The sequence below is a fragment of the Caulobacter sp. X genome, from assembly GCF_002742635.1.
Lineage (GTDB): Bacteria > Pseudomonadota > Alphaproteobacteria > Caulobacterales > Caulobacteraceae > Caulobacter.
Genome location: NZ_PEGF01000001.1, coordinates 2,308,068 through 2,334,286, shown reverse-complemented (window position 1 = coordinate 2,334,286; position 26,219 = coordinate 2,308,068). Strand labels below are relative to the sequence as shown.

General features: G+C 68.6%; 29 protein-coding genes. 16 read left to right on the top strand and 13 right to left on the bottom strand.

Translation table 11 applies throughout. The annotated features are described in order from the left end of the window. Window positions 1-8: 8 nt before the first annotated feature. From CSW60_RS10820 to CSW60_RS10805, 3 genes are all read right to left on the bottom strand, one after another. The gene (locus tag CSW60_RS10820; protein ID WP_099537242.1) at window positions 9-1,667 is read right to left on the bottom strand and encodes a lysine--tRNA ligase; all 1,659 of its coding nucleotides are present in this window, start codon (window positions 1,665-1,667) and stop codon (window positions 9-11) included. A 33-nt stretch (window positions 1,668-1,700) separates the two neighbouring features. Continuing rightward, entirely contained in the window at window positions 1,701-3,341 is a 1,641-nt protein-coding gene (gene pgm, locus CSW60_RS10815; RefSeq protein WP_201723011.1) for a phosphoglucomutase (alpha-D-glucose-1,6-bisphosphate-dependent), read from the bottom strand. A gap of 817 nt (window positions 3,342-4,158) precedes the next feature. Then, window positions 4,159-4,539 (bottom strand): DUF2237 family protein, encoded by a 381-nt coding sequence (locus CSW60_RS10805; RefSeq protein WP_099537240.1) that lies wholly within the window; start codon window positions 4,537-4,539, stop codon window positions 4,159-4,161. Window positions 4,540-4,669: 130 nt separating this feature from the next. Between CSW60_RS10805 and CSW60_RS10800 the strand changes: the two genes are divergently transcribed. Next, on the top strand, window positions 4,670-5,548 hold the full coding sequence (locus CSW60_RS10800) for a CoA ester lyase (protein WP_099537239.1): 879 nt from the start codon (window positions 4,670-4,672) through the stop codon (window positions 5,546-5,548). Between the two features lie 26 nt (window positions 5,549-5,574). Next, complete coding sequence (locus tag CSW60_RS10795) at window positions 5,575-6,438, top strand: hypothetical protein (RefSeq protein WP_099537238.1); 864 nt, start codon at window positions 5,575-5,577, stop codon at window positions 6,436-6,438. On the opposite strand, the gene CSW60_RS10790 is transcribed toward CSW60_RS10795, so the two are convergent. Together CSW60_RS10790 and CSW60_RS10785 are read right to left on the bottom strand one after the other, a co-directional pair. Then, a complete protein-coding gene (locus tag CSW60_RS10790; RefSeq protein WP_099537237.1) occupies window positions 6,435-6,860 on the bottom strand; it encodes an HIT domain-containing protein in 426 nt (141 codons plus the stop codon). The genes CSW60_RS10795 and CSW60_RS10790 overlap by 4 nt on opposite strands. Continuing rightward, entirely contained in the window at window positions 6,853-7,911 is a 1,059-nt protein-coding gene (locus CSW60_RS10785) for a MaoC family dehydratase (protein WP_099537236.1), read from the bottom strand. The genes CSW60_RS10790 and CSW60_RS10785 overlap by 8 nt, the downstream gene beginning before the upstream one ends. 134 nt (window positions 7,912-8,045) lie before the next feature. Here CSW60_RS10785 and mdh point away from each other — a divergent pair, with 134 nt between their 5' ends. Continuing rightward, window positions 8,046-9,008 carry a malate dehydrogenase gene (gene mdh, locus CSW60_RS10780; RefSeq protein ID WP_099537235.1) on the top strand — a complete coding sequence of 321 codons (963 nt, stop codon included), beginning with the start codon at window positions 8,046-8,048 and terminating at the stop codon, window positions 9,006-9,008. A 60-nt stretch (window positions 9,009-9,068) separates the two neighbouring features. Here mdh and CSW60_RS10775 read toward each other — a convergent pair whose 3' ends face one another. Next, the gene (locus tag CSW60_RS10775) at window positions 9,069-9,500 is read right to left on the bottom strand and encodes a CBS domain-containing protein (protein ID WP_099537234.1); all 432 of its coding nucleotides are present in this window, start codon (window positions 9,498-9,500) and stop codon (window positions 9,069-9,071) included. A gap of 120 nt (window positions 9,501-9,620) precedes the next feature. On the opposite strand from CSW60_RS10775, the gene CSW60_RS10770 reads away from it, so the two are divergent. The 5 genes from CSW60_RS10770 to CSW60_RS10750 all read left to right on the top strand — a co-directional run bounded on the left by CSW60_RS10770 (window position 9,621) and on the right by CSW60_RS10750 (window position 13,568). Continuing rightward, a complete protein-coding gene (locus CSW60_RS10770; RefSeq protein WP_099537233.1) occupies window positions 9,621-10,127 on the top strand; it encodes a DUF1993 family protein in 507 nt (168 codons plus the stop codon). A gap of 199 nt (window positions 10,128-10,326) precedes the next feature. Further along, window positions 10,327-11,853 (top strand): signal recognition particle protein, encoded by a 1,527-nt coding sequence (gene ffh / locus CSW60_RS10765; protein WP_099537232.1) that lies wholly within the window; start codon window positions 10,327-10,329, stop codon window positions 11,851-11,853. Between the two features lie 24 nt (window positions 11,854-11,877). Further along, window positions 11,878-12,387, top strand: coding sequence for a 30S ribosomal protein S16 (gene rpsP, locus CSW60_RS10760; protein WP_099537231.1), 510 nt, complete (start codon window positions 11,878-11,880; stop codon window positions 12,385-12,387). Between the two features lie 53 nt (window positions 12,388-12,440). Continuing rightward, complete coding sequence (gene rimM, locus CSW60_RS10755; protein ID WP_099537230.1) at window positions 12,441-12,989, top strand: ribosome maturation factor RimM; 549 nt, start codon at window positions 12,441-12,443, stop codon at window positions 12,987-12,989. Window positions 12,990-13,001: 12 nt separating this feature from the next. Further along, window positions 13,002-13,568, top strand: coding sequence for an NUDIX hydrolase (locus CSW60_RS10750; RefSeq protein ID WP_099537229.1), 567 nt, complete (start codon window positions 13,002-13,004; stop codon window positions 13,566-13,568). A gap of 4 nt (window positions 13,569-13,572) precedes the next feature. On the opposite strand, the gene CSW60_RS10745 is transcribed toward CSW60_RS10750, so the two are convergent. After that, window positions 13,573-14,427 carry an acyl-CoA thioesterase II gene (locus CSW60_RS10745; RefSeq protein ID WP_099537228.1) on the bottom strand — a complete coding sequence of 285 codons (855 nt, stop codon included), beginning with the start codon at window positions 14,425-14,427 and terminating at the stop codon, window positions 13,573-13,575. 81 nt (window positions 14,428-14,508) lie between these two features. Here CSW60_RS10745 and CSW60_RS10740 point away from each other — a divergent pair, with 81 nt between their 5' ends. Continuing rightward, window positions 14,509-15,423 carry a histone deacetylase gene (locus tag CSW60_RS10740; RefSeq protein WP_099537227.1) on the top strand — a complete coding sequence of 305 codons (915 nt, stop codon included), beginning with the start codon at window positions 14,509-14,511 and terminating at the stop codon, window positions 15,421-15,423. A gap of 69 nt (window positions 15,424-15,492) precedes the next feature. Here the strand turns inward: CSW60_RS10740 and CSW60_RS10735 are convergent, their stop codons facing one another. From CSW60_RS10735 to CSW60_RS10720, 4 genes are all read right to left on the bottom strand, one after another. Continuing rightward, entirely contained in the window at window positions 15,493-15,591 is a 99-nt protein-coding gene (locus CSW60_RS10735; RefSeq protein ID WP_099537226.1) for a hypothetical protein, read from the bottom strand. 134 nt (window positions 15,592-15,725) lie between these two features. Further along, window positions 15,726-15,896, bottom strand: a complete 171-nt coding sequence (locus CSW60_RS24240) for a DUF2256 domain-containing protein (RefSeq protein ID WP_099537225.1) — start codon at window positions 15,894-15,896, stop codon at window positions 15,726-15,728. Next, window positions 15,893-16,318 (bottom strand): PaaI family thioesterase, encoded by a 426-nt coding sequence (locus CSW60_RS10725; protein ID WP_099537224.1) that lies wholly within the window; start codon window positions 16,316-16,318, stop codon window positions 15,893-15,895. Before CSW60_RS10725 ends, CSW60_RS24240 begins: the two co-directional genes overlap by 4 nt. Further along, the gene (locus CSW60_RS10720; RefSeq protein WP_099537223.1) at window positions 16,315-16,815 is read right to left on the bottom strand and encodes a PaaI family thioesterase; all 501 of its coding nucleotides are present in this window, start codon (window positions 16,813-16,815) and stop codon (window positions 16,315-16,317) included. Before CSW60_RS10720 ends, CSW60_RS10725 begins: the two co-directional genes overlap by 4 nt. A 39-nt stretch (window positions 16,816-16,854) precedes the next feature. Here CSW60_RS10720 and CSW60_RS10715 point away from each other — a divergent pair, with 39 nt between their 5' ends. After that, entirely contained in the window at window positions 16,855-17,883 is a 1,029-nt protein-coding gene (locus CSW60_RS10715) for a ligase-associated DNA damage response exonuclease (RefSeq protein WP_099537222.1), read from the top strand. Here the strand turns inward: CSW60_RS10715 and CSW60_RS10710 are convergent. Further along, window positions 17,859-19,031, bottom strand: a complete 1,173-nt coding sequence (locus CSW60_RS10710) for a citrate/2-methylcitrate synthase (protein WP_099537221.1) — start codon at window positions 19,029-19,031, stop codon at window positions 17,859-17,861. The two genes, CSW60_RS10715 and CSW60_RS10710, sit on opposite strands and share 25 nt — an antisense overlap. A gap of 74 nt (window positions 19,032-19,105) precedes the next feature. On the opposite strand from CSW60_RS10710, the gene CSW60_RS10705 reads away from it, so the two are divergent. The 5 genes from CSW60_RS10705 (at window position 19,106) to queG (ending at window position 24,631) form a co-directional block, all read left to right on the top strand. After that, a complete protein-coding gene (locus CSW60_RS10705; protein ID WP_099537220.1) occupies window positions 19,106-20,191 on the top strand; it encodes a citrate synthase/methylcitrate synthase in 1,086 nt (361 codons plus the stop codon). A gap of 55 nt (window positions 20,192-20,246) precedes the next feature. Further along, window positions 20,247-21,176 carry a cation diffusion facilitator family transporter gene (locus tag CSW60_RS10700; protein ID WP_099537219.1) on the top strand — a complete coding sequence of 310 codons (930 nt, stop codon included), beginning with the start codon at window positions 20,247-20,249 and terminating at the stop codon, window positions 21,174-21,176. A gap of 31 nt (window positions 21,177-21,207) precedes the next feature. Beyond that, a complete protein-coding gene (rfaE1, locus tag CSW60_RS10695; RefSeq protein WP_099537218.1) occupies window positions 21,208-22,665 on the top strand; it encodes a D-glycero-beta-D-manno-heptose-7-phosphate kinase in 1,458 nt (485 codons plus the stop codon). 111 nt (window positions 22,666-22,776) lie between these two features. Then, window positions 22,777-23,463, top strand: coding sequence for an FtsZ-binding protein FzlA (gene fzlA / locus CSW60_RS10690; RefSeq protein WP_013081179.1), 687 nt, complete (start codon window positions 22,777-22,779; stop codon window positions 23,461-23,463). Beyond that, a complete protein-coding gene (gene queG, locus CSW60_RS10685; RefSeq protein WP_099537217.1) occupies window positions 23,444-24,631 on the top strand; it encodes a tRNA epoxyqueuosine(34) reductase QueG in 1,188 nt (395 codons plus the stop codon). The genes fzlA and queG overlap by 20 nt, the downstream gene beginning before the upstream one ends. Window positions 24,632-24,689: 58 nt before the next feature. Here the strand turns inward: queG and CSW60_RS10680 are convergent, their stop codons facing one another. Next, window positions 24,690-25,565, bottom strand: a complete 876-nt coding sequence (locus tag CSW60_RS10680) for a UTP--glucose-1-phosphate uridylyltransferase (protein ID WP_099537216.1) — start codon at window positions 25,563-25,565, stop codon at window positions 24,690-24,692. A 152-nt stretch (window positions 25,566-25,717) separates the two neighbouring features. Between CSW60_RS10680 and CSW60_RS10675 the strand changes: the two genes are divergently transcribed. Then, window positions 25,718-26,215 carry an FKBP-type peptidyl-prolyl cis-trans isomerase gene (locus CSW60_RS10675; protein ID WP_099537215.1) on the top strand — a complete coding sequence of 166 codons (498 nt, stop codon included), beginning with the start codon at window positions 25,718-25,720 and terminating at the stop codon, window positions 26,213-26,215. The last annotated feature ends 4 nt before the right edge of the window (window positions 26,216-26,219 follow it).

Below are 26,219 nucleotides of genomic sequence, written 5' to 3'. Positions count from 1 at the left end.
ACCGATACTCAGCCCAGCTTCTCCTCGATCAGCGCCACCGTGCGATCGACGCCGAAGATGGCCGCGAACGAACCGAAGCGGGGACCCTGGCTCTGGCCCAGCAGCACCTCGTAGAGGGCCTGGAACCAGGCGCGCAGCGGGTCGAAGCCGTGCGTCTTGCCCACCTCGAACACCTCGTTCTGGATCAGCTCGGCATCCTGGGTTCCGGCCGGCATGGCCTTCAACTTGGCCAGGAGGTCCAGCATGGCCACGCGTTCCTGGGCGCTGGGCGCGCGGAACACCTTCGAGGGCTTCACGAAGTCCTCGTAGTAGTTGATCGCATAGCCGGCCAGACGATCCAGCAGCGGCTGGCTTTCCGGCGTCGCGCCCGGGATGTAGCGCGACAGGAAGCCCCAGAGGATCTCCTTGGTCGAGGCGTCGGCGGCCGAGACCAGGTTCAGCATCAGGCTGAACGACACCGGCGAGCCGTGCTGCGGCGGGCGGCCCGTGTGGATGTGCCAGACGGGGTTGTCCAGCTGCTTGGCCGGCTCCTGGCGCGGATAGGCGTCCAGCTGCTGCAGGTACTCGTCCGTCGCCTTGGGGATGACGTCGAAATAGAGCTTCTTGGCCGACTTGGGGCTCTGGAACATGTAGTACGACAGGCTCTCGGGCGCGCCGTACCGCAGCCAGTCCTCCATCGAGAGGCCGTTGCCCTTGGACTTGGAGATCTTCTGGTTGTTCTCGTCCAGGAAGAGCTCGTAGTTGAAGCCCTCCGGCGGAACCCCGCCCAGCGCCTTGCAGATCGCGCCCGAGGCCTTGACCGAGTCGATCAGGTCCTTGCCCGACATCTCGTAGTCGACGCCCAGCGCGGTCCAGCGCATGGCCCAGTCGGGCTTCCACTGCATCTTCACGTGGCCGCCGGTGACCGGGACCTCGACATTGCGGCCGTCCTCGTCCTGGAAGACGATCGTGCCCTTCTCGACATTGCGCTCCAGGGTCGGGACCTGCAGCACGCGGCCGGTGGTCGGGCTGATCGGCAGGAACGGCGAATAGGTCGCGCGGCGCTCCTCGCCCAGGGTCGGCAGCATGACCTTCTGGATCGCGTCGAAGCGCTCCAGGGCCGTCAGCAGGGTCGCGTCGAACATTCCGCCCTTGTAGCAGGCGGTCGAGCTGACGAACTCGTACTCGAAACCGAAGCCGTCCAGGAACGCGCGCAAGCGGGCGTTGTTGTGGGCGCCGAAGCTGTCGTGGGTGCCGAAGGGGTCGCGGACCACGGTGAGCGGCTTGCCCAGGTCCTCGATCAGCGGCTGCTTGTTCTCGATGTTCTCGGGAACCTTGCGCAGGCCGTCCATGTCGTCGCTGAAGGCGATCAGGCGCGTCGGGATGGCTTCGTCGGTCAGGGCGCGGAAGGCGCTGCGCACCATCGTGGTGCGCGCGACCTCGCCGAACGTGCCCAGATGCGGCAGGCCCGACGGCCCGTAGCCCGTCTCGAAGATCACGGCCTTGGCCAGGGCCGGATAGGCTTTCACCGCCTCGTCGGTCTTGCCGGCGTCGATCAGGGCCTTGGCGGCCTCCTGGTCGGCGCGGTCGGGGAGGCGCACGCGCAGGACGCGGGCGATCGTGGCGCGCGCCTGCTCGAAGGGCCAGGAGCGGGCGTCACGGGCGAGGGGGGAGAGGCCTTCAAACATGGCGCGGCGTATAAACCGTGCGAAGGCGGAGGGCTACCCCGCCAGCGCGCCCGCCACCACCTCGCGCGCCTCGGCCTGCACCTGCTTCAGGTGATCCGGACCCAGGAACGACTCCGCATAGACCTTGTAAACGTCCTCGGTGCCGGACGGCCGGGCGGCGAACCAGGCGTTCTTCGTGCAGACCTTCAGGCCGCCGATCGCCTCGCCGTTGCCGGGGGCGGCGGTGAGGATGTCGGTGATCGCCTCGCCGGCCAGGGTCTTGGCCGAGACGTCGCTGGGGCTGAGCTTGGACAGGCGCGCCTTCTCCTCGCGGCTGGCCGGGGCGTCGACGCGGGCGTAGGCCGGCGCCCCATATTGTTCAGTCAGGCCGGCGTAGAGCTGGCTGGCGCTCTGGCCCGTCACCGCCTGGATCTCGGCGGCCAGCAAGGCCAGCTGGATGCCGTCCTTGTCGGTGGTCCACACCCCGCCGTCGTGGCGCAGGAAGGCGGCGCCGGCCGACTCCTCGCCGCCGAAGCCGACCGAGCCGTCCAAGAGGCCCGGCACGAAATATTTGAAGCCGACGGGCACTTCGAGCAGGCGGCGGCCGAGGCCGGCGACCACGCGGTCGATCATCGAGGACGAGACCAGGGTCTTGCCGACCGCCGTGTCCGCGGCCCAGCCGGGACGATGGCTGAACAGGTACGAGATCGCCGCGGCCAGATAGTGGTTGGGGTTCATCAGCCCGCCGTCGGGGGTGACGATCCCATGGCGGTCTGCGTCGGCGTCATTGCCGGTGGCCACATCATAGGCCGCGCCGCCCTTCATGATCCCGATCAGATTGGCCATCGCCGAGGCCGACGAGCAGTCCATGCGGATCTTGCCGTCGGTATCGAGCGGCATGAACGCCCAGCGCGGGTCGACGGCGTCGTTGACCACGGTCAGGTCCAGGCCGTGGCGCTCGGCGATCGCGCCCCAATAGGCGACGGCCGCGCCGCCCAGCGGGTCGGTGCCGATCCGCACCTTGGCCGCGCGGATGGCGGCGATGTCGATCACCGCCGGCAGGTCGTCGACATAGCGGCCCAGGAAGTCGTAGTCGCCGACGGTCTTGCGGGCGGTCTCGAACGGGACGCGCTTCACGCCCGACAGGCCCTGGGCGAGGAGCTCATTGGCGCGGGCGGCGATGGCCGAAGTGGCGTCCGAACCGGCCGGACCGCCGGAGGGCGGGTTGTACTTGATGCCGCCATCGCGCGGCGGATTGTGCGACGGCGTCAGCAGCAGGCCGTCGGCTTGCGCTCCGCCCTGACGATTGTGGGTCAGGATGGCGTGCGACACCGCCGGGGTCGGGGTGAAGCCGTCGCGGGAGTCGACCAGGGTCTCGACGCCGTTGCCCGCCAGCACTTCCAGCACCGAGCGCCAAGCGGGCTCGGACAGGCCGTGAGTGTCGCGGCCGACGAACAGCGGGCCGGTCACGCCCTGGGCGGCGCGGTATTCGACGATCGCCTGGGTGACCGCCAGGATGTGGGCTTCGTTGAAGGCGCCGTCCAGACTTGAGCCACGGTGGCCCGAAGTGCCGAACACGACCTTCTGCGCCGGGCTCGAGATGTCCGGCTTGATCTCGTAATAGGCGCCGATCAGGGCGTCGAGATCGACAAGATCTTCCGGAAGAGCGCGAAGGCCGGCGCGGTCGTGCATCAAGTCACCTGGTAGAGTTTGGACAAGGCTCGGAAGCCGAACTCCTATAAGGGGTGGAAGACAATTTCACGAACTATTCCGTGTCTGTTTTCCGCTGTTCTGGGGCGCTTGCCGCCGCCGAGGGCCCCCACGCTTTGCGTGGTCGTCCGCCCCCGGAGGGGGCAGAAGGACGCCCTGCCTTCTTCCCCCTCCGGGGGAGGAGCGCGTCAGCGCGGAGGGGGCAAGTACGGGGATTGGAGCGCCTGTATGCTCGGCATATCCGGAATCGAAGTGAGCAAAATCAATCCCTTCTCACTTTTACACGCCGCTGGATCATCCGCGTTGAAACCGCGCGCACAATCAAAGCCGTCCCCGTCGCGGGGGAGGGCGCTTGGATCCGGCCCAACGGTCTGCTCGCAGACCGGTCTCTCGCAAGGAGTCGCGGCGATGGGGATAGGTTGAGCGGGGCCGCTTTTCGGTCCCCGTCCGGCTCGGCGGGCCGCGCGGCTTACTCTTCAGGAGCGCGCGCGGGTGACGGGGCGGTTCGGGATCAAGGCCAAGAGCGGAGCGACAGGGCGGTGATCGTACAAGCCGCCTATCGCGGATCGTCGGGCTGGACACGGATGTAGCCGCTCCAGTTGGTCCGCGCCCGTCCGGGGGCTAGTGGGGTCCCGAGCTGAAACACGCTCACGCCCCCCATCCTTACGGGCAAGAACAGCCTGACGGAGCGGTCGTCCGAGCCGAAACGCAAATCACACTCACGGTCTCCAGGTTCGCCCGGCCGCTCCGTCGCCTCCCCCAGCACCTTCAGCGAGCGATCGCGTGAAGCCGAGACGCCGTGTCAGGCGGCGGCGTGATCCTTCAGCACGCCCAGCGGCGCGACGGCCAGCATCTCTTCGTGGGTCGCTTCCAGCACCACCTGGGGCGCCATGCCGGCTTCGAGGGCCTCGGTCCAGCGGCCGGCGCACAGGCACCAGCGGTCGCCGGCCTTCAGGCCCGGGAAGGCCAGGTCGGGGCGGGGCGTCGAGAGGTCGTTGCCGCGCGACTTCGAAAAGGCCAGGAACTCGTCGGTCATCACCGCGCAGACGGTGTGCAGGCCCAGGTCGTGCGGCCCGGTTTCGCAGCAGCCGTTGCGATAAAAGCCGGTCACCGGGTTCAGGGAGCAGGGGACGAGTTCGCCGCCCAGCACGTTCTTGGCGTTCTTGTCGTACCGCATGGTCATGGTCCGATCCTATCCCCAATGCGGGAGGCGCCAAGACCGTATTCCGCCGCCTACCCCAAGCGGAAGGCTTTTGCTGCGGCGCAGCAATGCTAAGCTGCGGCCAACACAGAAAACCGATCCGGGGAGCACCATGACCATCGACTTGCCGAGCCGTCCGCGCCGCAGCGCCCTCTACATGCCCGCCTCCAACGCCAAGGCGGTCGAGAAGGCCCGCACCCTGCCCGCCGACGTGATCATCCTGGACCTGGAGGACGCGGTCGCCCCGGAGTCCAAGCCGGCGGCGCGCGAGGCGGCCGTGGCGGCGGTGCGGGCAGGGGGCTTTGGCGATCGCGAGGTCGTGATCCGGGTCAACGGCCTCGACACCCCTTGGGGAGCCGAGGACCTGGCCGCCGCGGCCGAGGCTGGCCCCGACGCGGTGCTCGTTCCCAAGGTCAATGACGCCGGCGACGTGCGCCTCTACGACCAGCGCCTGCACGCCGCTCCGCCGGCCACGCGCCTGTGGACCATGATCGAGACCGCCAAGGCGGCCTTCCATCTATGGGAGATGGCCGAGGCCTCGCACGGCACGCGCCTTTCGGCCTGGGTGATGGGCGTCAATGACTTCGCCAAGGAGATGCGGGCCCGTCAGACGCCCGACCGCGCGCCGTTTCTGCCGCTGCTGACCCTGTCGGTGGCGGCGGCGCGGGCGCACGGCCTGGCGATCCTGGACGGCGTCCACAACGACATCGAGGATCTCGAGGCGCTGGAGGCGGTCTGCGTGCAGGGCGTCGACTTCGGTTTCGACGGCAAGACCCTGATCCACCCCAAGCATCTGGAGATCTGCAACCGGGTCTTTTCGCCCTCGCCCGAGGACATCGCCTGGAGCCGCGCGGTGATCGCCGCCTTCAACGCGCCGGAAAATTCTGGCAAAGGCGCCTTGCGGGTGGACGGCAAGATGGCCGAACGTCTGCATCTGGCGCAGGCCGAGCGGCTGGTGGCGGTGGCCGAGGCGATCGCCGCCAAAGGGTAGTCGGGCGGGTCATCAGAAGGTTGCGAATGCGGGCTATCGTCTTCTCCGTCGTCCTGGTCGCCAGTCCCGCGCTGGCCCAGCAGAGCCCGGCGACGACCCCGCCCGCTTCGCCCGCGCCGGCCGCGGCCGAGGTTCCCCAGGCGCTGGACCCTTTGGGCGACCTGATCTCGCAGTCCGGCCAGGACATGGACGAGGACCAGGCTGAAACGGTCGCCAGGCCCGCGCCGCGCCGCAAGCCGAACATCCTGCCGATCCCCGCTCCGGGCGAGGCCTCCCCCGCGGCTCAGGTCTACGAGCTGCGGGTGCGCGGCTCGATCGCCGCCGCCCAGAACCTGCAAGGCCCGCTGGACGGCCAGTGGCGCGTGAACGGTCCGGACGGGACGCCGCTCTACGCCCTGCAGATCGTCGACAAGGCCGGCGGCGCCGCGCCGCTGGAGGGGGCCTGGCGCGACCTGCGCCGGACGGGGGCGCCGGGCTCGACCGGCCTGATCGATGACCTACAGCGTGAGGGCGATGGCCTTTCGGCGCGATTTTTGGCCCACGAAGGCGGCCAGCCCTCCACCCTGACCCTGCGTCCCGACGCGGACGGCCGCTGGTCGGGCCAGCTGGTCGAGGAGGGCGTGACGCGGATTGTGGCCGCCGAGCACCTGCTGCCCGAGGCGCCGCCCGGCTACGAGGCGCGGGGCGCGCGGCCCTATGTCTGGCCGGCCGGCGCGGCGCCCGCCAAGGCGGCCGTCTGCTCGACGAAAGGCAAGAAGGGCAAGGCGCTGAAGGCCGCCAAGGCCAAGTGCGCGGCGGCCGCCCGCAAGGCCAAGGCGCCGGCGGTCAAAAAGAGCAAGGCCACCAAGGCCAAGGGCAAGAAGGTCTCGTCGCGCAAGAAGAAGCGCTAGTTCTCGAGGACTTCCTCGGCCGCCGTGATCGCGGCTTCCAGCGCATCCTGGCCGTACGGCATGGCTGGGCTGTGGCCCCAGACGGGACCCGGCCAGGCCGGATCATCCCGCCGTCGACCGACGACATGGACGTGCAGCTGGGCCGTGACATTGCCCAGGGCGCCGACATTCAGCTTGTCGACGTCCAGGCCGAGCGCCGCGCCGATCGCCCGGACGGCGGCTCCGGCCAGGACGATCTCCTCCATCAGCTGCAGCCGATGGCCGACGTCTAGCTGCTCGATCTCGGTCCGGCCCGCCTGGCGCGGGATCAGGACCAGCCACGGATAGCGGACGTCGTCCTGCAGTCGGACCTCGCACAGGGGAAGATCGGCGACCAGGTGCGAGGTCGCCACGAACGCCGGATCAAGAACAAAGTCAGCCACGCTTGGGAACCGCCGCCCAGTAATCGAAGTCGAGGACCACGCTGGAATCGTAGACCCCTTCGCCGCCCTTGTCCGGGAATTCCGCGCAGGGCGCGTCCTTGGTCGCCACCAGCCGCAGCCGCAGGGCGCCGGCGGATCCCAGATCGGCCTTGTCCAGCACCTCGCTCCAGGCGAACACCGTGCCGCCGGCGAAGAACGGGGCGACGTGGCGGCCGCCGTTGATCGCCAGGATCAGGCCGGCGTTCTGCAGGCCGTTGAACGACAGCGCCTTGGCCGTCGAGATCACCACCCCGCCATAGACCAGGCGTCGGCCGGACGGGTCCTTGGACCGCTCGAACTGGTTGAAATGGACCTTGGCCGTGTTCTGCCAGAGGCGGGTGGCCATCTGGTGCTCGGCCTCCTCGACCGCCATGCCGTCGACATGGTCGATCTTCTCGCCGATCTCATAGTCCTCGAAAGCGTGCGGCGCGCCGGCCAGCGCCCAGTCATAGCCGGAGAAATCGAGGCCCGGCGGCAGGACAAGGTCGGCGGGGGCGACGGCGGACGACAGGGTCGGCGTGGCCTGCTCGGCGATCTCGGCGGCCTCGTCGCGCTTGCGGACCATGACCCAGCGCACATAGCTCAGCACCGCCTCGCCGCGCTGATTGGTCCCCGTCGTGCGGACATAGACGACGCCGGTCTTGCGGTTGGAATTCTCCTTCAGCCCGATGACGTCTGAGACGGCGGTCAGGGTGTCGCCCGGGAACACCGGGGCCAGGAACCGACCCTCGGCATAGCCCAGGTTGGCGACGGCGTTCAGGCTGATGTCCGGCACGGTCTTGCCGAACACGACGTGGAAGGCGATCAGCGGATCGACCGGGGCGGACATAAGGCCGCACGCCTTCGCGAACTCATCGGACGAGAACAGCGAAAAGCGAGGACCGTAGAGGGCCGTATAAAGCGCCACGTCCCCCGCCGTGACCGTCCTCGGCGTGGCGTGGACCAGTCGCTGGCCCAGCCTGAAGTCCTCGAAGAAGTTGCCCGGATCGGTCTTGGTCGCCACGGCTTTCATCCCCTGCGCTGCTTATCATTGTTCACGCATCTTTGCCGCAGTGCAGCGAAACGGGAAAGGGGGCTTGAGGCCGGGCCGCGACAGGTCTAGACCGCGCGCGACATTTCACTGTCCACAGCCTTGATGGAGACCCCATGGCTCGCGCGAAGATCGCCCTTATCGGCGCCGGCATGATCGGCGGCACCCTGGCCCACATCGCCGCTCGCGAAGAGCTGGGCGACGTGATCCTGTTCGACATCGCCGAAGGCACCCCGCAGGGTAAGGCGCTGGACATCGCCGAAGCCTCGGCCGTGTTCGGCAAGGACGTCGCCCTGAAGGGCGCCAACGACTACGCCGACATCGCCGGCGCCGACGTCTGCATCGTGACCGCCGGCGTGCCGCGCAAGCCGGGCATGAGCCGCGATGACCTGCTCGGCATCAACCTGAAGGTCATGAAGGCCGTCGGCGAGGGCATCAAGGCTCACGCCCCGAACGCCTTCGTCATCTGCATCACCAACCCGCTCGACGCGATGGTCTGGGCCCTGCAGCAGTTCTCGGGCCTGCCGAAGGAAAAGGTCATCGGCATGGCCGGCGTCCTCGACTCGGCCCGCTTCGCCTACTTCCTGGCCGAAGCCACCGGCGTCTCGGTGGAAGACATCCACGCCTGGACCCTGGGCGGCCACGGCGACGACATGGTCCCGATGGTCCGTCACTCGACCGTCGGCGGCCTGCCTCTGCCGGAATTGGTCAAGCAAGGCTGGCTGACCCAGGAAAAGCTGGACGCCATCGTCGAGCGCACCCGCAAGGGCGGCGGCGAGATCGTCGCCCTGCTGAAGACCGGCTCGGCCTTCTACGCCCCGGCCGAGAGCGCCATCGCCATGGCCACCTCGTACCTGAAGGACAAGAAGCGCGTCCTGCCGTGCGCCACCTACCTGACCGGCCAGTACGGCCTGAAGGACCTCTATGTCGGCGTTCCGGTGGTCATCGGCGCCGGCGGCGCCGAGAAGATCGTCGAGTTCGAAACCAACGACGACGAGAAGGCCATGTTCGCCAAGTCCGTCGAGTCGGTGAAGGGCCTGATGGAAGCCTGCAAGGCGATCGACAGCTCGCTGGTCTAAGCGACTTTCGATCCTAGAACGACAAAGGGCGGCTCCTCGCGGGGCCGCCCTTTTTCGTTCCTAGTGCGCCGCGTCGCCCGGCTCCTGGGAGATTTCCTCCAGCGTCTTGCCGACCTGCTTGGCGCCATAGTCCTTGGCCACGTCGCCCAGCGAGAGAATGCCGCTGAGCGCGCCGGCGTCGTTCAGCACGACTAGGCGGCGGACTTGGTGATTGGCCATCTTGGCGGTGGCGTCGGCCAGGATGTCGTCTTCCTTCACGCTGAGCACCTCACCGTCGGACATGGCCTCGGAGACGGGGCTGTCGAAGCTGCGACCCTCGGCGACCACGCGCAGGACGATGTCGCGGTCGGTGACCAGGCCGACGACCTTGCCGTCGTCGACGACCGGCACGACGCCGCTGTCGACCTTGGCCATGGTCTCGGCGACCTGGCGGATCGTGTCGGTGGGGCGGGCGACCGAGACCTGGCTGGTCATGGCGTCGCTGACTTTCATGGCGGGACCTCGTCGGTTGCGGGCTTCGAGCCCCTAGAACCCACAGCTTCCGCCGACCGTTCCGCTTTCGGTCGTCATAGCCGCTTCCTATCTAGGCGCATCGTCCAAGCGGAGCTTTCGATGTCGATCTCGATCCACCAGGCCAGCGTTCCCGTGTTCATCCAGGGCCTGAAGGGGCTGAAAGGCGTGCTGACCAAGGCCGCCGCTCATGTCGAGGCCAAGGGCCTGGACCCCGAGGCGCTGCTGAGGGCGCGGCTCTATCCCGACATGTTCCCGTTGATCCGCCAGGTGCAGATCGCCACCGATTTCGCCAAGGGCGGCGCGGCGCGCCTGGCCCAGGCCGAGGTCCCGGCCTGGGACGACGTCGAGACCTCGTTCGCCGAACTGATCGCCCGCGTCGAGCGCGCCATCGCCTTCGTCGAAGATCTGGACCCCGCCGCCTTTGAAGGCGCTGAGGCCCGCGAGGTCACGCTGACCCGTCGGGGCGAGACCCACGTCGTCAACGCCATTGCCTATCTGCAAGGCCAGGCGATCCCGAACTTCTACTTCCACCTCGCCACCGCCTACGCGATCCTGCGCCACAACGGGGTCGAGATCGGCAAGCGCGACTTCCTGGGGACGGCGTAACCGCCCGCCTGCTGGACTCTTCCACCCTTTCCGTGCATAAGCCCCGGCTTCCGGCGCTTTATCAGCAGCGCCTCCACCGTCACGACCCCGGCCTGGTAGCCCAGGATCCATCCGGACGAGGACGGCGAGGACCCCCGTCGACGTGATCGTCCACGGGAGCTGATCGCGTTTGGAGCCGAGTTTTCAACCAGGGTTCGACATGTTCGACGGCCTTACAGAGCGACTTTCCGGCGTCTTTGAACGCCTCGGCGGTCGCGGCGTGCTGTCCGAGAAGGACATCGACGAGGCGCTGCGCGAGGTCCGCGTCGCCCTGCTTGAGGCCGACGTCGCCCTGCCGGTCGTCAAGGACTTCATCAGCAAGGCCAAGGATCTGGCGTCGGGCGAGGCGGTCATCCGCTCGGTCAAGCCGGCCGACCAGGTGGTCAAGATCGTCTATGACGGCCTGGTGGACATGCTGGGCGGCGACGTTCCGACCGGCCTGAACCTGGCGCTGAACCCGCCCAGCGTCATCCTGATGGCTGGTCTGCAGGGCTCGGGCAAGACGACGACCACGGGCAAGCTGGCCCTGCGCCTGTCCAAGTCCGAGCGTAAGAAGGTGCTGGTCGCCTCGCTCGACACCCGCCGCCCCGCCGCCATGGAGCAGCTGGCCCTGCTGGCGACCCAGGTCGGCGTCGAGAGCCTGCCGATCGTGCCGGGCCAGAGCGCCGTCGACATCGCCAAGCGCGCCGTCACCGCCGCCAAGCTGGGCGGCTATGACGTCCTGATCCTCGACACCGCCGGCCGCACCACGCTGGACGAGGCGATGATGAGCGAGGCGGCCGAGGTCGCCCGGATCGCCAATCCGTCCGAGACCATCCTGGTCGCCGACAGCCTGACCGGTCAGGACGCCGTGCGCACCGCCAAGGCGTTCCACGAGCGCCTGCCGCTGACCGGCCTGATCCTGACCCGCGCCGACGGCGACGGCCGCGGCGGCGCGGCGCTGTCGATGCGCCACGTCACCGGCCTGCCGATCAAGTTCCTCGGCGCCGGCGAGAAGATCGACCAGCTGGACGTGTTCGACGCCCGCCGCGTCGCCGGCCGCATCCTGGGCCAGGGCGACGTCGTGGCCCTGGTCGAGAAGGCCGCGGCCGACCTCGACCACGCCGAGGCCGAGCGCATGGCCAAGAAGCTGGCCAAGGGCAAGTTCGACCTCGATGACCTCTCGGCGCAGCTGAAGCAGATGCAGAAGCTGGGCGGCATGGAAGGCATCATGGGCCTCCTGCCCGGCGTCCAGAAGGTCAAGAAGCAGATCTCCGAGAGCGGGATCGACGACAGCATCTTCCGTCGCCAGCAGGCGATCATCAGCTCGATGACCAAGGAAGAGCGCAAGAAGCCCGACATCCTGGCCGCCTCGCGCAAGCGCCGCATCGCGGCCGGCGCCGGGGTCGACGTGGCCGAGGTCAACCGCTTGCTCAAGCAGCACCGCCAGATGGCCGACATGTTCAAGGCCATGTCCAAGGACGGCGGCAAGGGTCTGGCCCGCATGGCCCAGATGATGGGCGGCGGCGACATGGCGCGTCTCAAGAATTTGGGCGGGGGAAAGATGCCCCAGCCCGACCCCAATGCAGCGGGGGGCCAAGGCCTCTCGGGGCTGCCCGGCCTGCCGGGTCTCGGGAGTGGCGGCGACGCCAAGCCCAATCCTCTCTCCGGCCTGGGCCTGCCCGGCTTCAACCCGTTCAAGAAATAGAACTTTAGACCAAGGACTACCGAAATGCTGAAGATCCGTCTCGCCCGTGGCGGCGCCAAGAAGCGTCCGTACTACTCGATCGTCGTCGCTGACAGCCACTCGCCGCGCGATGGCCGCTTCATCGAGAAGGTCGGCACCTACAACCCGCTCCTCAAGAAGGACGACGCCAACCGCGTCACCCTGAAGGTCGAGTCGATTCAGGAGTGGCTCAAGAAGGGCGCCCAGCCGACCGACCGCGTCGCCCGCTTCCTGGCCGCCCAGGGCCTGACCACCTGGACCGCCGGCAACAACCCGCAAAAGGGCGCTCCGGGCAAGAAGGCTCAAGAGCGTTCGGCCGAGCGCGCTCAGCGCGAAGAAGACCGCAAGCAAGCCGAAGCCGACGCCAAGGCCGCCGCTGAAGCCGAGAAGGCCGCCGCCGCTGAAGCCGCCGCCGCCGCGGCCGCTGCTCCGGCCGTGGAAGAAGCTCCGGCTGAAGAGGCTCCGGCCGCCGAAGCCGCCGAAGCCCCGGCCGCTGAAGAAACCACCGAAGGCTAAGGGTTCCCGCGCCGCCGATCCTTGTGGGTCGGCGGCGCGACTCTGTCTGCGCGATGGCCGCCTCGAACGATGATCCGCTGATCCTGGTCGGCCGCGTGGCCGGCGGCTTTGGCGTGCGCGGCGAGGTGCGGATCTCGACCTATACCGAAGACCCGATGAGCATCGCGGCCTTCAAGAGCCTGAAGCGCCAGGACGGCTCGCCGGCCCTGACCATCGCCTCGGCCCGCAAGACCAAGGACGGCGTCGTCTGCCGCTGTCCCGGGATCGAGACCAAGGAAGCCGCCGACGCCTTGCGCGGCCTTCGTCTCTATGTCCCGCGCTCGGCCCTGCCCGAGCCTGACGAGGACGAGTTCTACCTGACCGACCTGGTGGGCCTGGCGGTCCGCCATATCCAGACCGACGTCCTGCTGGGCCGCGTCAAGAGCGTCCAGAACTTCGGCGCCGGCGACATCCTCGAGATCACCCCGGACCTGGGCGGCCCGACCTGGTACCTGCCGTTCACGCGGGCCGCTGTCCCCGAGGTCAAGATCGGCGAAGGCCTGATCCTGGCCGATCCCCCCGCCCTGGTGGGCGAGCAAGAAGGTCCTTCCGAAGAGGACTAGAAGGAGCGCCTGGTGACCTCGGACGGAAAATGGCGGGTCACCGCCTCGCGCCAGATTCACAAGGACCGCTGGATCAGCGTCCGCGCCGACGACTGCGTCACCGACGAGGGCGCGGTGATCGCGCCCTATTACATCCTGGAATATCCCGACTGGGTCGAAGTGGTCGCGCTGGACGCCGACAACAACGTCCTGCTGGTCAAGCAATACCGCCACGCCCTGGGCGACATCTCCATCGAGCTGCCCGCGGGTGGCATGGATCCGGGCGAGACCGATCCCGTCGAGGCGGGCCGGCGCGAACTGCTGGAGGAGGCGGGCTGCGCGGGCGCGTTAACGTTGGTGGGCGAGACCCGCCCCAACGCTGGCACCCATACGAACCGCACCCACATCATCCTGGCGCGCGACGTCGTGAAGGTCGCCGAGCCTCAGGACGAGCCCAGCGAGCGGATCGAGAGCGTCTGGGTTCCGCTCGCGGAGGCGATCCGCATGGCCTTGGCCGGCGAGATCACCGTCGGCATGCAGGCGGCCTCGCTGCTGCGCGGCCTCGCGGCGGCCGGCGTCGCGAAGATCGAGCCTGTCTAAAGGCCTACTTCCGCACCCGCATCAGGCATTCCTGGGCCACCGAGGCCAGGAGCTTGCCGTCCTGGCTGAACATCTGGCCGCGGACCAGGCCGCGCCCTTGCGAGGCGCTGGGGCTGTCCTGGGCGAACAGGGTCCAGTCGTTGAAGTTGAACGGGTGGTGGAACCACATGGCGTGGTCCAGGCTGGCGCCCTGCAGGCCCGGCGTCGTCCAGATCAAGCCGTGCGGGCGCAGGGCGCTCTCCATGAACGCCATGTCCGACGCGTAGGCGAGGGCGGCCTGCTGCATCTTGATATCGTCGCCCAGCGGGGCCTTGGCCCGCATCCAGACGTTCTTGGTCCCCGACTTCTGGACCGGGGAGACCGGGTTCTGGGGATCCTCCCAACGCACGTCGACCGGGCGCGGCTTCCTGGCGTGGGCCAGCATCTTCGGGTGGATCTGATCTCCCAGGCTTTCCAGGAACTCGACCTCAGTCATCAGGGTCTCGGGATCGGGCGCGTCGGGCATCTCCGACTGGTGCTCGAAGCCCTCTTCCGGCGTCTGGAAAGAGCACGCCAGGTTGAAGATCTGCTCGCCATGCTGGATCGCGGCGACGCGGCGCGTCGTGAAGGTGCCGCCGTCGCGGGCCCGCTCGACGTCGTAGAGCACAGGCGCGTTCACATCGCCGGGGCGGATGAAATAGGCGTGCAGCGAGTGGCAGACGCGTTCCGGCACCGTCCGGTAGGCCGCCAACAGCGCCTGGGCGATGACCAGGCCGCCGAAGATGCGCGGGAAGCCGTCGTTGGGGCTGGTCCCCCGGAACAGGTTCACCTCGATCGGTTCGAGGTCGAGGATGTCGGCGAGGTTCTCGGTCGTCTGCATGGCGCAGTGCGATAGGCGCAGCGGCGCCGCGCCGCAAGTCGTCTCCTTGCGTCAGGCCGTCGCGGCGCCCATCGTCTCGCGATGTCTCGCTGCCCGCCGATCGTCCATCACCCCGCCTTCCACGCCGAAATGCCGGCCGGGCATCGCTTCCCGATGGACAAGTTCTCGCGCCTGGCCAGCGTTCTGGAAGCCGAGGGCGTTCCGGGGGCCGACGGCTTCGCGCGTCCCGAACCTGCAGATATTGAGACTTTGCGGCTGGCCCACACCGAGGACTACGTCCGCGGCGTGATCGAACTCTCCCTGCCGTCCGACGTGGTGCGGCGGATCGGCATGCCCAACACCGAGAGCGTCGCGACGCGGGCGAGGGCCGCAACCGGCGGCACCCTGCTCGCGGCGCGCCTTGCTCTGGAGCACGGGATCGCCTGCAATACGGCCGGCGGCAGCCATCACGCCTCGGCCGAGGGCGGGGCGGGCTTCTGCGTCTTCAACGATGTGGCCGTGGCCGCGCGGCGGTTGCAGGCGGAGGGGGCGGTCAGCCAGGTGCTGGTCGTCGATCTCGACGTCCACCAAGGCGACGGCACGGCGCGGATCTTCGAGGGCGACCCCAGCGTCTTCACCGTCTCGATGCACGCCGAGAAGAACTTCCCGCACCGCAAGGCCGCGAGCGATCTCGACATCGAGCTGGCCGACGGAACCGGCGACGAGGCCTATCTGGCGAAACTGGGGGAGATCGTGCCGGCGCTTCTGTCCAGCGTCCGGCCGGATATCGTCTTCTTCAATGCGGGGGTCGATCCCCACGCGGACGACAAGCTGGGCCGGTTGTCGCTGACCGACGAGGGTCTGGCGCGACGGGAGGCCCTTGTCCTGGGCGCTTGTCTGTCTCTTGAGATCCCCGTGGTCGGGGTTATCGGCGGCGGCTACGACGCGGATATCGATCGTCTGGCGGGCCGCCACGCCATCCTGCATCGGACGGCCAAGTCTCTGTATTCTCGTTAGTCTTCTGGGTCGCCATCTCCGTCGAGGCGGCTCGTGTGAGCGGCCCGACGGAGGCTAAGCGGCGATCACTTACAGGCTCTGGGCGAGCGAGCCGGCGATGATGACGAGCGGCAGAACCGCGAGAACGAGCGAGGCGAGGCCGGACACGGCGGTGGTCTTCATGGTCATGGTCTTGATCCCTTTTTTCTCCGGCCGCCCCGTTGGCGTCCGGTGATCAGGGATATAGGCCCGCCCCTTGGTTACTGCACGTTACCTTTGCTTCATTACGCCGATTTTAAGAAGGTTATCGCGCTCAATTCGCATTACATGGGTGTAATTTTACGTGATCGGCACATATCGGAACAATATTTCACCGTCTCCCAGTCCTTCGCCCACTTCTTTCGCCATGTGAACGGCCGGCCGCAGGTCAAGCAGGTCTTTGACGGCAGATCACCTTTGGCGACCGCCTTTCCGCCCTTGCGGGACAGCTTCAAGCGCTTTCCTCGCTGGGCGCGACCAGAAAGAGGCCGCGCAGGGTGGCGATCGGGGCCGAGCGGGTCTCCTGCCAGGCCTCGACATGGACGTTGGCGATCCGGCGGCCCAGCTTCTTGATGCTGGCGCGGGCGTAGGTGGTCAGCGGGCGTCCCGAGCGCAGATACTCGATCGAGACGTCGATCGTGCGCGGCTGGCGCCTCATCGGCGCGGCGGCCGACAGCTGCGCCAGGGCCGTCATCTCCATGAAGGCGCCCAGAACGCCGCCGTGGATGGCGGGCAGCATGGGATTGCCGACGATGTGCTGGGCGAAGGGCAGGATGGCGGTCATCTCATCCCCGGCCAGCTCGGCGCGCACGCCCAGGAAGCGGGCGTAGGGGATGGAGTCCAGCATCGAGACCAGGCGGCTGTCGGCGTCGCTCATTGGTCGGCTCCCTTGGTCTGGGCGCGGCCGGACCGCGAGGGTTTGAGATTGGCGCCGGGCTTCTTGCCGGCGCTGGAGTCGAGCATGAAGGTCGCCTGGGCGGTCGCCACCGGATCCTCCGGATCGCGGTCGTAGGCGACGGCGCGGACGAAGGCGACCGATCGGGTCAGCTTGTAGCAGTGGGCGCGGGCCAGGATGTCCAGCCCCGGCTCGGCGGGGCGCATGTAGTCGATGCGCAGGTCCAGGGTGGCGATCGAGGTCCAGGCCTCCAACGCGGCGTGCACGGCCTGGCCGCTGGCGTGGTCCAGGAGCGTCGTCACCACGCCGCCGGCGATCACGCCCGTCTCGGGATCGCCGACGATCTCCGGACGGTAGGGGACCTTCAACAAGGCCGTGGCCTCGCCGATCTCCAGCGTCGAGAAGCCCAAAGCTCGGGCCTGGGGGCTGCCTTCGTTCATCGCCGTGGCGATCAGGCGGCTCTGTTCATTGTCGCTCATGCCGTCTCCCTCGATGGGATAGGCTTACCGCTTGATGCGTTGTCATATCCAGTCGTGATCAAGCCCGAAGATCTTCTCTGTCCCCGGCCAGGAGGCCTGTACTGCCCGCCGGGGGACTTCTACATCGATCCGGTCCGTCCCGTGGACCGGGCGGTGATCACCCATGGCCACTCGGACCACGCTCGCGCGGGCCACGGCGTCGCCGTCGCCACGCCCGAGACCCTGGCGATCATGGCCGCCCGCTACGGCGAGGATTTCGCAGGTCGGCGCGAGGCGATCGCCTACGGCCAAACCTATGCCCGTGACGGCGTCGAGGTGACCCTGGTCCCGGCCGGCCACGTGCTGGGCTCGGCCCAGGCCGTGGTGCGCTGGAAAGGCCTGACCATGGTGGTGTCGGGCGACTACAAACGCCGGCGCGACCCGACATGCGCGCGCTTCGAGCCCGTGCCCTGCGATGTCTTCATCACCGAGGCGACCTTCGGCCTGCCGGTCTTCCGCCATCCCGATGACGCCGGCGAAATCCGCAGCCTCTTGGCTTCGGTCGAGCAGTTCCCCGAGCGTTGCCACATCGTCGGGGCCTATGCGCTGGGGAAGGCCCAGCGGGTGATCCGGCTGCTGCGTGAAGCGGGCTGGGACAAGACGATCTTCGTTCATGGCGCTCTGGAGCGGCTCAACGCGCTCTACGAGGCGCATGGCGTCGAGCTGGGGCCGCTGGCGCCGGCGACCGCATCGGGACCCAAGGAGGCCTTCGCGGGCCAGATCGTCATTGCGCCGCCCAGCGCCGTGGCCGACCGCTGGTCGCGCCGCTTCCCCGATCCGGTCGACTGCTTCGCCTCGGGCTGGATGCGGGTGCGAGCCCGGGCCCGCCAGCGCGGCGTCGAACTGCCGCTGATCCTCTCCGACCACGCCGACTGGGACGAGCTGACGGGCACGCTGGCCGAGCTGCGCCCCGGCGAGGTCTGGATCACCCATGGCCGCGAGGAGGCGCTGGAGCGCTGGTGCCAACTGGAAGGCTTGCCGGCGCGGGCGCTGCGGCTAGTCGGTTACGACGAGGAAGGGGGCGAGTAGCTTTCCGGCGCGGGGCCGATGTAGCGCGCCCGAGGACGGATCAGCCGGCCGCTCTGCAATTGTTCGATCGCGTGGGCGGTCCAGCCGGCGCTTCGCGCCGTGGCGAACAGGATGAACGGCGCATCGGCGGGCAGGTTCAGAGCGTGGGCTAGGCTGACCAGGGCGAAGTCGATGTTGGGCGACAGGCCGGTGGCCGCTTCGGTCGCGGCGCGAAGCTCGGTCAGCAGGGGCGGGGGCTCGAAGGCCGCCAGCAGCGCCGCGGCGCGAGGATCGCCGTCCGGATAGAGCGGATGGTCGAACCCGGGCATCAACGCGCCGCGCGACAGGCGCGCAGCCACGGCCTGGGCGGGATCGCGACGCTCGGCTTCCTCGACAAAGGCCTCCACCCGCGCGGCCATGCCGCCGTGCAGCGGTCCGGAGAGCGCCGAGAGTCCTGCGAGGCACGCCGCCGACAGGGAGGCGCCGGTCGAGGCCGCGACCCGCGCCGCGAAGGTCGAGGCGTTCAGCTCGTGATCGGCCAGCAGCACAAGAGCGCGCCTGATGAGACCAGCGCCCCCGGCGTCTAGGCCCCAGGCGGCGGCGAAGCGCAGATGGGCCGCGCCTTCGCCGGCCTGGCCGGTCGCGGCGTCGACGATCGCTTCCAGGAGATCGGCCGCCTCCATGGCCAAGGCCAGCGGCGCGCGACCGCGGGCTGGAGGTTCGCGGCCCGCCCTTGTCGCCAGAGTCATGAAGAGCCGCTGGCGCGCGGTGTCGCCCATCAACGGCTCTGCCTGACGCGCGGCTTTCAGGGCGACGCCATGCCCTCGGCGCAGCAGGCGGGCGACGTTCTCCAGCGTCAGGCCGTGGTCCGCGAGTTGGACGGCGTCGCGGCCGCGATACCAGAGGCGTCCGCCGGCCACCGTCGTGATCGCGGACGGAAGCACCGGTTCGCCCCAGGCGATGGCCTCTGCGGCGACATCGGCGGCGCGACGACCGCGCGCCTTCTTCTGGGCCAGGGCGGCGACGTCCGAGGCGCGATAGAGGCTGCGGCGGGGGTCCTGCGGATGGGCCGTCGCCTCGATCCGACCCCGGCTGACATAGGCGTAAAGAGTCTGCGGCCGGATGCCGAGCCGTTCCAGAACCTGATCCGCGTCCATCCAATCGGCCATATAGATTGATTATATTGATCAAGATTGACGATCAAGCTGTGTAAGCGCCTTTTCGCGGTGAAAGGAGACCGCACATGTCCGATGGTCTTGAGGGCGTTATCGCCGCCCACACTGTCCTGTCCGATGTCGATGGCGCTCGGGGCCGCTTGGTGATCCGAGGCTACGCCGTCGAGGATCTTTCGGGGCGGACGCGTTACGAGGACGCCGCGCACCTGCTGTTCGACGGCTTCTTCGAGGATGCGCCCAGCGATCTTTCGCCCGCCGTGGGCCAAGCGCGGGTGCGCGCGTTCGCGGAAGTCGCCGCCCTGGACGAAGGCCTCGCGCGCCGCGACCCGGTGGAGGCGATGCGCGCTTTGCTGGCGCGCCTGCCCGATGGCGACGACCTTTCGACCGCCCTGCTGCTGATCGCCGCCCCGGCCGTCTTCACCCCCGCCGTGCTGCGCGTCGCGGCCGGCCAGAGCGCCGTCGCGCCGGACCCGTCCCTGTCCCACGCCGCCGACATCCTGCGCATGACGCGCGGCGCGCCGGCGTCGGACGCCGAGGCCGCCGCGCTGGACGCCTACCTCGTCACGGTTTGCGACCACGGCCTGAACGCCTCGACCTTCGCCGCCCGCGTCGTCGCCTCCACCCGCGCCGGCCTGACCTCGGCGGTGCTGGCGGGGCTTTCGGCGCTGAAGGGGCCTCTGCACGGCGGCGCGCCGGGTCCGGTGATCGAGATGCTCGACGCCATCGGGACGCCGGCCAATGCGCGGCCGTGGCTGGAGAAGGCTCTGGCGCGCGGAGACCGGCTTATGGGTTTCGGGCACCGCATCTACCGCGTCCGCGACCCGCGCGCCGACGCCCTGAAGGCCGCCGTGCGCAAGCTCGCCTCGGCGTCCAGCGCCCTGCCGGGACGGCTAGCCTTCGCCGAGGCGGTCGAGCAGGCCGCGCTGGAGATCCTGCGCGAGCACAAGCCGGACCGGCCGCTGGACACCAATGTCGAGTTCTATACGGCTCTGCTGCTGGAGGCCCTGGGCCTGCCGCCGTCCAGCTTCACCTGCGTCTTCGCCATGGGGCGGGTCGCCGGATGGATCGCCCACGCGCGCGAGCAGCTGGCGGGCGGACGTCTGATCCGGCCGCAGTCGGTCTATGTCGGCCCCGAGCCGCGCATCGCCGCCTGAGCGTCGCGAGTCGTTCGCGCTGGGGCTTGGCGGACCGCCTTGCTAAAAGGCGGCCATGTCGCTCTCCGCCGCCTCTCCCGAAGTTCGCGCCGCCACTCGCCGGGTCGCCCTGCTGTCCGTGGCGACGGCGTCGATCCTGATCGTGGTCAAGGCGGTCGCCTGGGTCGCCAGCGGCTCGGTCGCGATCCTGGCCTCGTTGTCGGACTCCGCGCTCGACTTGGTGGCCTCGCTGATCACCGTCTACGCCGTGCGCTACGCCGCCGAGCCGCCGGACGCCGAGCATCGCTTCGGTCATGGCAAGGCCGAAGCCTTTTCCAGTCTGATGCAGGGCGGGCTTGTGTTTTCGTCAGGCGCGCTGATCGGACGGGAGGCGATAAACGCCCTGCTGCACCCGCGCCCGGTCGAGCACGGCCTGGCGGGCGTCGCGGTGATGCTGATCTCGATCGGCCTGACCCTGGCCCTGATCACCGCCCAGACCCGCGTCGTGAAGGCCAGCGGTTCGATCGCCATTTCCGGCGACCGCGCCCACTATGCGGCTGACCTCGCCTCGAACATGGTCGCCCTAGTCGGCGTCGGCGCGGCCGCGTGGCTCGGCCTGCCCTGGCTGGACGCGGCCGCCGGCCTGCTGGTGGCGCTGTGGCTGATCTGGGGCGCGATCGGCGTGTTCCGCGAAGCCTCGGCCCAGCTGATGGACCAGGAGCTGCCCGAGGAGGAGCGCACCCGGATCGTGCAGCTGGCCACGGTCGACCCGCGAGTCCTGGGCGTCCACCAGCTGCGCACCCGCGCCTCGGGGCCTTACGTCCACATGCAGATGCACGCGGATCTGCCGTCCGACATCTCGCTGGCCGAGGCGCACACGATCATGGTCGCCGCCGAGAACCGCCTGCTGGAAGCTTTCCCATCGGCCGACATCATCATCCATCCCGACCCGCGCGGACTTGCCGAAAAGCACGGCGGCGTCTTCGCCGAGAGCGTCGAGGGTTGAGTTTTCGGGGCGGGGCGGTACGGAACTCCGCATGAACGACACCCTCGCCCATCTGCCCCGCGCCTTCGCCGGCAAGACCGTGCTGGTCCTCGGCGACGTGATGCTGGACCGTTTCGTCTATGGCGCGGTCGACCGCATCTCGCCCGAAGCGCCGGTGCCGGTGATCGCGGTCGAGAAGGAAACCGCCATGCTGGGCGGGGCGGGCAATGTCGCGCGCAACGTCGCCGCCCTCGGAGCCAAGGCGGTTCTCGTGGGTCTGGTCGGCCAGGATGACGCCGGCGCGGCCCTGCGCGGCATGATCGACGCCGAGCCGGGCCTCGAGGCCGAGCTGATCGCCGACGCCAGCCGTCGCACGACCGAGAAGGTTCGCTACATCTCAGGCTCGCACCAGATGTTGCGCGTGGATCGCGAAGACCGCGCGCCGGGCGATGGCGCGGCGCTGCTGGCGGCCTTCAAGGCCCGGCTGGCGACCACCGACGTCGTGGTGCTGTCTGATTACGCGAAAGGCGTCCTGACCGACGCGGTGGTGCGCGAAGCGATCGCCGCCGCCCGCGCCGCCGGCAAGCCGGTCATCGTCGATCCCAAGAGTCGTGACTTCGCCCGCTATGACGGCGCGACCCTGATCAAGCCCAATCGCAAGGAAGCCGCCGAGGCGACGGGCGTCGTCGACAACAGCGACGAGGCCTCGGAAGAGGCCGGCGCGGCGATCCTGGCCATGGCGCCGACGCTGGAGGCGGCCCTGATCACCCGGGGCGGGGCCGGCATGACTCTGTCGGTGCGCGGCGAGACGCCCGTCCATCTGCCGGCTACGGCGGTGGAGGTGTTCGACGTCTCGGGGGCCGGCGACACCGTCGCCGCGACGCTCGCCCTGGCCGTGGCGGCCGGCGCCAGCCTGGTCGAGGCCGCGCATCTGGCCAACCTCGCCGGCGGCCTGGTGGTCGCCAAGCTCGGCACCGACGTCGTCACCGCCGCCGAGTTGACGGCGCGGGCGGGGTCCGATCAAGGCGAGCCCGGCGAGATCAAGATCGCCGACCTCTCTCAAGCACGCGACATCGTCGAGGGCTGGCGGGCGCGGGGCCTGAAGGTCGGCTTCACCAACGGCTGCTTCGACCTTTTGCACCCCGGCCACGTCTCGCTCCTCTCGCAAGCCAAGGCCGCGTGCGACCGGCTGATCGTCGGTCTGAACACCGACGCTTCGGTCTCCAAGCTGAAGGGCCCGACGCGCCCCGTGCAGAAGGAGCAGGGCCGCGCCACGGTGTTGGCTTCGCTGTCGTCTGTCGATCTGGTCGTGCTGTTCGACGAGGACACGCCGCTGGCGTTGATCAAGGCCTTCAGGCCGGACGTGCTGGTCAAGGGCGCGGACTACACCGTCGAGACGGTGGTCGGCTCGGATGTCGTGCTGGGCTATGGCGGCAAGGTGCTTCTGGCCGACCTCAAGCAAGGCCAGAGCACCACAGCCTTGATTGGGCGAATGAACGCCAAGATCTGACCGAAATCGCCGCGCAAAAGCCTGGTTTTCCTGAGTAATCGCGGTTCAGCAATCTCTTGTTAAGCAAAACGGCGCATCGCTCTTTCGATGCAGCCTGAGCGCACCTAAGGCATGAGCGTCGAACGCACCCTTCACCATTTCCCCCTGGATCCCGCCTCGCGACAGGTGCGTCTGGCGCTGGGCGAGAAGCGTCTGCCGTTCGTCGAGGTCCAGGTCCGCTACTGGGAAATGCCGCCGGAGTTCTCGGCGCTGAACCCGTCGGGCCTGCCGCCGGTGCTGGTCGAGACGCGCAACCAGCGCACCGTGACCGCCTGCGAGACCCGCGCCATTCTCGAGCACATCGAGGAGACCGAACCGGAGCCGCCGCTGCTGGGCCGCGATCCGGCCGAACGGGCAGAGGCGCGCCGCCTGTTGCAGTGGTTCGATCGCAAGTTCGACAATGAGGTCAACGGCTTCCTGCTGCACGAGAAGATGGAGAAGCGCCTGCTGCGGATGGGCGCGCCGGACCTCGCCGCCCTGCGCCAGGGCCGCGAAGCCTTGCGCATGCATCTTGGCTATATCGAGAGCCTTCTGCAGACCCGCGACTGGCTGGCGGGCCGCCGCATGAGCCTGGCCGACTTCGCCGCCGCCGCGCACCTGTCCGTCATCGACTATTTCGGCGACGTGCCGTGGAAGGACTTCCAGGCGGCCAAGACCTGGTACATGAAGCTGAAGTCGAGGCCGGCCTTCCGGCCCATCCTGGCCGATCGCTGGCCCGGCCTCGCGCCGGCCGCGCATTATGACGACCTCGACTTCTGAGCTGACTCCTCTCGAAAGCCTTTTGGCGATCAAGGACGAAATCCGCGCCGAGGCCCTCGCGCTGGGGTTCTCGACCTGCGGCTTCGCCGACGCGGCGGCGGCCTGGCCAAACGGCGAATGGCTGCGGGAGTTCGTCGAGGCCGACCGACATGGCGCCATGGGCTGGATGGAAGAGACGCTGGACCGGCGCTCGCATCCGACGGCGATGTGGACCGAGGCGAAATCCGCCGTGGTGCTGGGCGTCAACTACGGCCCGGACATTGATCCTTTGGAGCAGCTGGCCCGGACTGATCGCGCGGCGATCTCGGTCTACGCCCAGGGCGACGACTATCACGACGTCATCAAGAAGCGGCTGAAGGTGTTGGCGGGCTGGATGCACCGTCGCTTCGGTCGCGACGTGAAGGTGTTCGTCGACACCGCGCCGTTGATGGAAAAGCCGCTGGCCCAGCGGGCGGGTCTCGGCTGGCAGGGCAAGCACACCAACCTCGTCTCGCGCGATTTCGGCTCCTGGCTCTTCCTGGGCAGCGTGCTGACCACCCTGGACCTGCCGCCGGACGCTCCGGAGACGGACCACTGCGGCCGGTGCAGCGCTTGCTTGGACGTCTGCCCGACCAACGCCTTCCCCGCGCCGCGTCAGCTGGATGCGCGACGGTGCATTTCGTACCTCACCATAGAGCTCGCGGGTCCGATCCCGGCTGAGTTCCGGCCCGCCCTTGGCAATCGTATCTACGGCTGTGACGACTGCCTGGCCGTCTGCCCGTGGAACAAGTTCGCCTCGCTGTCGAACGAGGCCAAGCTGCAGGCGCGCGAGGCCTTGAAGCAGCCTTCGCTGGCCGACCTCGCGCGGCTGGACGATGCGGAATTCCGGACGCTGTTCTCGAAGAACCCGATCAAGCGGATTGGCCGCGATCGCTTCGTGCGCAATGTACTGTACGCCATTGGCAACAGCGGCGACGCCAGCCTGATGGCGGTGGTCGAGCCGCTGCTGGCCGATCCCGCGCCCGTGGTGCGCGGCGCGGCGGTCTGGGCCGCGCGCCGGCTCCTGGGAGACGCGGCGGCGGCCTTGAAGCAGGACGAGGACGACGCAGAGGTCTTGGCGGAATGGGAAATCCTCCCCCCAGCGGGGGAGGTGGCGCCGCAGGCGACGGAGGGGGAAGAAACCGGATAGCCCGAAACTTCCCCCTCTGGCCTTCGGCCGCCTCCCCCGCTGGGGGCAGGGCTTATTCTTAAGCCTTCAGAGCCGCTTCCACCGCCGCGCGGGCCGCGGCGCCGAGGTCGGGGCGCTTCAGGGCCAGGGCGACATTGGCGCGCAGCAGGCCGATCTTGTCGCCGCAGTCGTGGGTCACGCCGTCATAGACATAGGCGTGGAACGGCTGTTGCTGCATCAGCTTGGCCATCGAGTCCGTCAGCTGGATCTCGTTGCCTGCGCCCTTCTCCTGGCTGGCCAGCAGGCCGAAGATCTCGGGCTGCAGGATGTAGCGGCCGGCGATCGACCAGTTCGAGGGGGCCGTGCCCTGCGGCGGCTTCTCGACCATGCCGGTCATGGTGGCGACGCGGCCGTCGACCTTGCCTGGCGCGACGATGCCGTACTTGTGGGTCTCGCTGGCCGGGACTTCCTCGACGCCGATGACGTTGCCGCCGCCGACCTTGTTGTAGACCTCGATCAGCTGATTCAGGGCCGAAGGCTCGGCGTCGACGATCACGTCGGGCAGCATGACCGCGAACGGCTCGTCGCCGATGATGTCGCGGGCGCACCACACGGCGTGGCCCAGACCCAGCGGAGCCATCTGACGCACGAAGCTCATCTCGCCGGGCTTCGGCAACTCGGCCCGGAGCTGATTGAGGATGTCGGTCTTGCCCTTGGCTTCCAGCTGGGCTTCCAGCTCGACCTGGTGGTCGAAATAGTCCTCGATCGCGCCTTTCGAGCGGCCGGTGACGAAGACGAAGTGCTCGATGCCGGCCTTGCGGCCTTCCTCGACGATGTAGGACAGGATCGGCCGGTCGACGACGTTCAGCAGCTCCTTCGGCGTAGTCTTGGTGCCGGGCAGAACGCGGGTGCCCAGGCCGGCGACGGGAAGGACGGCTTTACGAACGGGTTTCATGAGCGGCTCGTCTAATGTTGGGACGCCGTTTCTAGAAAAGCTGGCGGCCGAAAGCCACCACTGTTCCGTGAAATCGTTGGCGGAAAGGCTCGGAGATGGAATCCCGCGCTGTCCGTGCTAGCTGAAGGGCCAGCTTCGCCTGAGGTTTCTCCATGCTTCGTCGTTCTCTGCTTCTCACCCTCGCCGCCGCCGGCCTGACGCTCGCCGCCTGTGGCCCTAGCAAGAAGGCGCAGGAGAACCTGGCGGCCGCCGACGCCTTCATGGCCAAGAACGCCAAGGAGCCAGGCGTCGTCACCCTGCCTCAGGGTTTGCAGTACAAGGTCGTGCGCGAGGGGCCTCCGGGCGGCCTGCACCCCACGACCGCCGATGAGGTGAAGGTCCATTACGAAGGCAAGCTGCTGGACGGCACGGTGTTCGACAGCAGCTATGAGCGCGGCGTGCCGGCGGTGTTTCCGCTGGACGGCCTAGTCCCGGCGTGGGTCATCGCGCTTCAGCGCATGAAGGCCGGCGACGAGTGGATCCTCTATGTGCCGCCGGCGCTGGGCTATGGCGCCCAGGACAAGGGCCCGATCCCCGGCAACAGCGTGATGATCTTCCGGATCGAGCTCTTGGACGTGAACCGGATCGGTCCTGGCAAGCCGAAGGAATAGGACT

What these genes read in the sequence shown, in the direction of transcription:
- CSW60_RS10820 (WP_099537242.1), bottom strand. Translation starts at nt 1,667, where the DNA reads ATGTTTGAAGGCCTCTCCCCCCTCGCCCGTGACGCCCGCTCCTGGCCC.
- CSW60_RS10805 (WP_099537240.1), bottom strand. Translation starts at nt 4,539, where the DNA reads ATGACCATGCGGTACGACAAGAACGCCAAGAACGTGCTGGGCGGCGAA.
- CSW60_RS10800 (WP_099537239.1), top strand. Translation starts at nt 4,670, where the DNA reads ATGACCATCGACTTGCCGAGCCGTCCGCGCCGCAGCGCCCTCTACATG.
- CSW60_RS10795 (WP_099537238.1), top strand. Translation starts at nt 5,575, where the DNA reads ATGCGGGCTATCGTCTTCTCCGTCGTCCTGGTCGCCAGTCCCGCGCTG.
- CSW60_RS10785 (WP_099537236.1), bottom strand. Translation starts at nt 7,911, where the DNA reads ATGAAAGCCGTGGCGACCAAGACCGATCCGGGCAACTTCTTCGAGGAC.
- mdh (WP_099537235.1), top strand. Translation starts at nt 8,046, where the DNA reads ATGGCTCGCGCGAAGATCGCCCTTATCGGCGCCGGCATGATCGGCGGC.
- CSW60_RS10775 (WP_099537234.1), bottom strand. Translation starts at nt 9,500, where the DNA reads ATGAAAGTCAGCGACGCCATGACCAGCCAGGTCTCGGTCGCCCGCCCC.
- CSW60_RS10770 (WP_099537233.1), top strand. Translation starts at nt 9,621, where the DNA reads ATGTCGATCTCGATCCACCAGGCCAGCGTTCCCGTGTTCATCCAGGGC.
- ffh (WP_099537232.1), top strand. Translation starts at nt 10,327, where the DNA reads ATGTTCGACGGCCTTACAGAGCGACTTTCCGGCGTCTTTGAACGCCTC.
- rpsP (WP_099537231.1), top strand. Translation starts at nt 11,878, where the DNA reads ATGCTGAAGATCCGTCTCGCCCGTGGCGGCGCCAAGAAGCGTCCGTAC.
- rimM (WP_099537230.1), top strand. Translation starts at nt 12,441, where the DNA reads ATGGCCGCCTCGAACGATGATCCGCTGATCCTGGTCGGCCGCGTGGCC.
- CSW60_RS10745 (WP_099537228.1), bottom strand. Translation starts at nt 14,427, where the DNA reads ATGCAGACGACCGAGAACCTCGCCGACATCCTCGACCTCGAACCGATC.
- CSW60_RS10740 (WP_099537227.1), top strand. Translation starts at nt 14,509, where the DNA reads ATGTCTCGCTGCCCGCCGATCGTCCATCACCCCGCCTTCCACGCCGAA.
- CSW60_RS10735 (WP_099537226.1), bottom strand. Translation starts at nt 15,591, where the DNA reads ATGACCATGAAGACCACCGCCGTGTCCGGCCTCGCCTCGCTCGTTCTC.
- CSW60_RS10725 (WP_099537224.1), bottom strand. Translation starts at nt 16,318, where the DNA reads ATGAGCGACGCCGACAGCCGCCTGGTCTCGATGCTGGACTCCATCCCC.
- CSW60_RS10720 (WP_099537223.1), bottom strand. Translation starts at nt 16,815, where the DNA reads ATGAGCGACAATGAACAGAGCCGCCTGATCGCCACGGCGATGAACGAA.
- CSW60_RS10710 (WP_099537221.1), bottom strand. Translation starts at nt 19,031, where the DNA reads ATGGCCGATTGGATGGACGCGGATCAGGTTCTGGAACGGCTCGGCATC.
- CSW60_RS10705 (WP_099537220.1), top strand. Translation starts at nt 19,106, where the DNA reads ATGTCCGATGGTCTTGAGGGCGTTATCGCCGCCCACACTGTCCTGTCC.
- CSW60_RS10700 (WP_099537219.1), top strand. Translation starts at nt 20,247, where the DNA reads ATGTCGCTCTCCGCCGCCTCTCCCGAAGTTCGCGCCGCCACTCGCCGG.
- rfaE1 (WP_099537218.1), top strand. Translation starts at nt 21,208, where the DNA reads ATGAACGACACCCTCGCCCATCTGCCCCGCGCCTTCGCCGGCAAGACC.
- fzlA (WP_013081179.1), top strand. Translation starts at nt 22,777, where the DNA reads ATGAGCGTCGAACGCACCCTTCACCATTTCCCCCTGGATCCCGCCTCG.
- queG (WP_099537217.1), top strand. Translation starts at nt 23,444, where the DNA reads ATGACGACCTCGACTTCTGAGCTGACTCCTCTCGAAAGCCTTTTGGCG.
- CSW60_RS10680 (WP_099537216.1), bottom strand. Translation starts at nt 25,565, where the DNA reads ATGAAACCCGTTCGTAAAGCCGTCCTTCCCGTCGCCGGCCTGGGCACC.
- CSW60_RS10675 (WP_099537215.1), top strand. Translation starts at nt 25,718, where the DNA reads ATGCTTCGTCGTTCTCTGCTTCTCACCCTCGCCGCCGCCGGCCTGACG.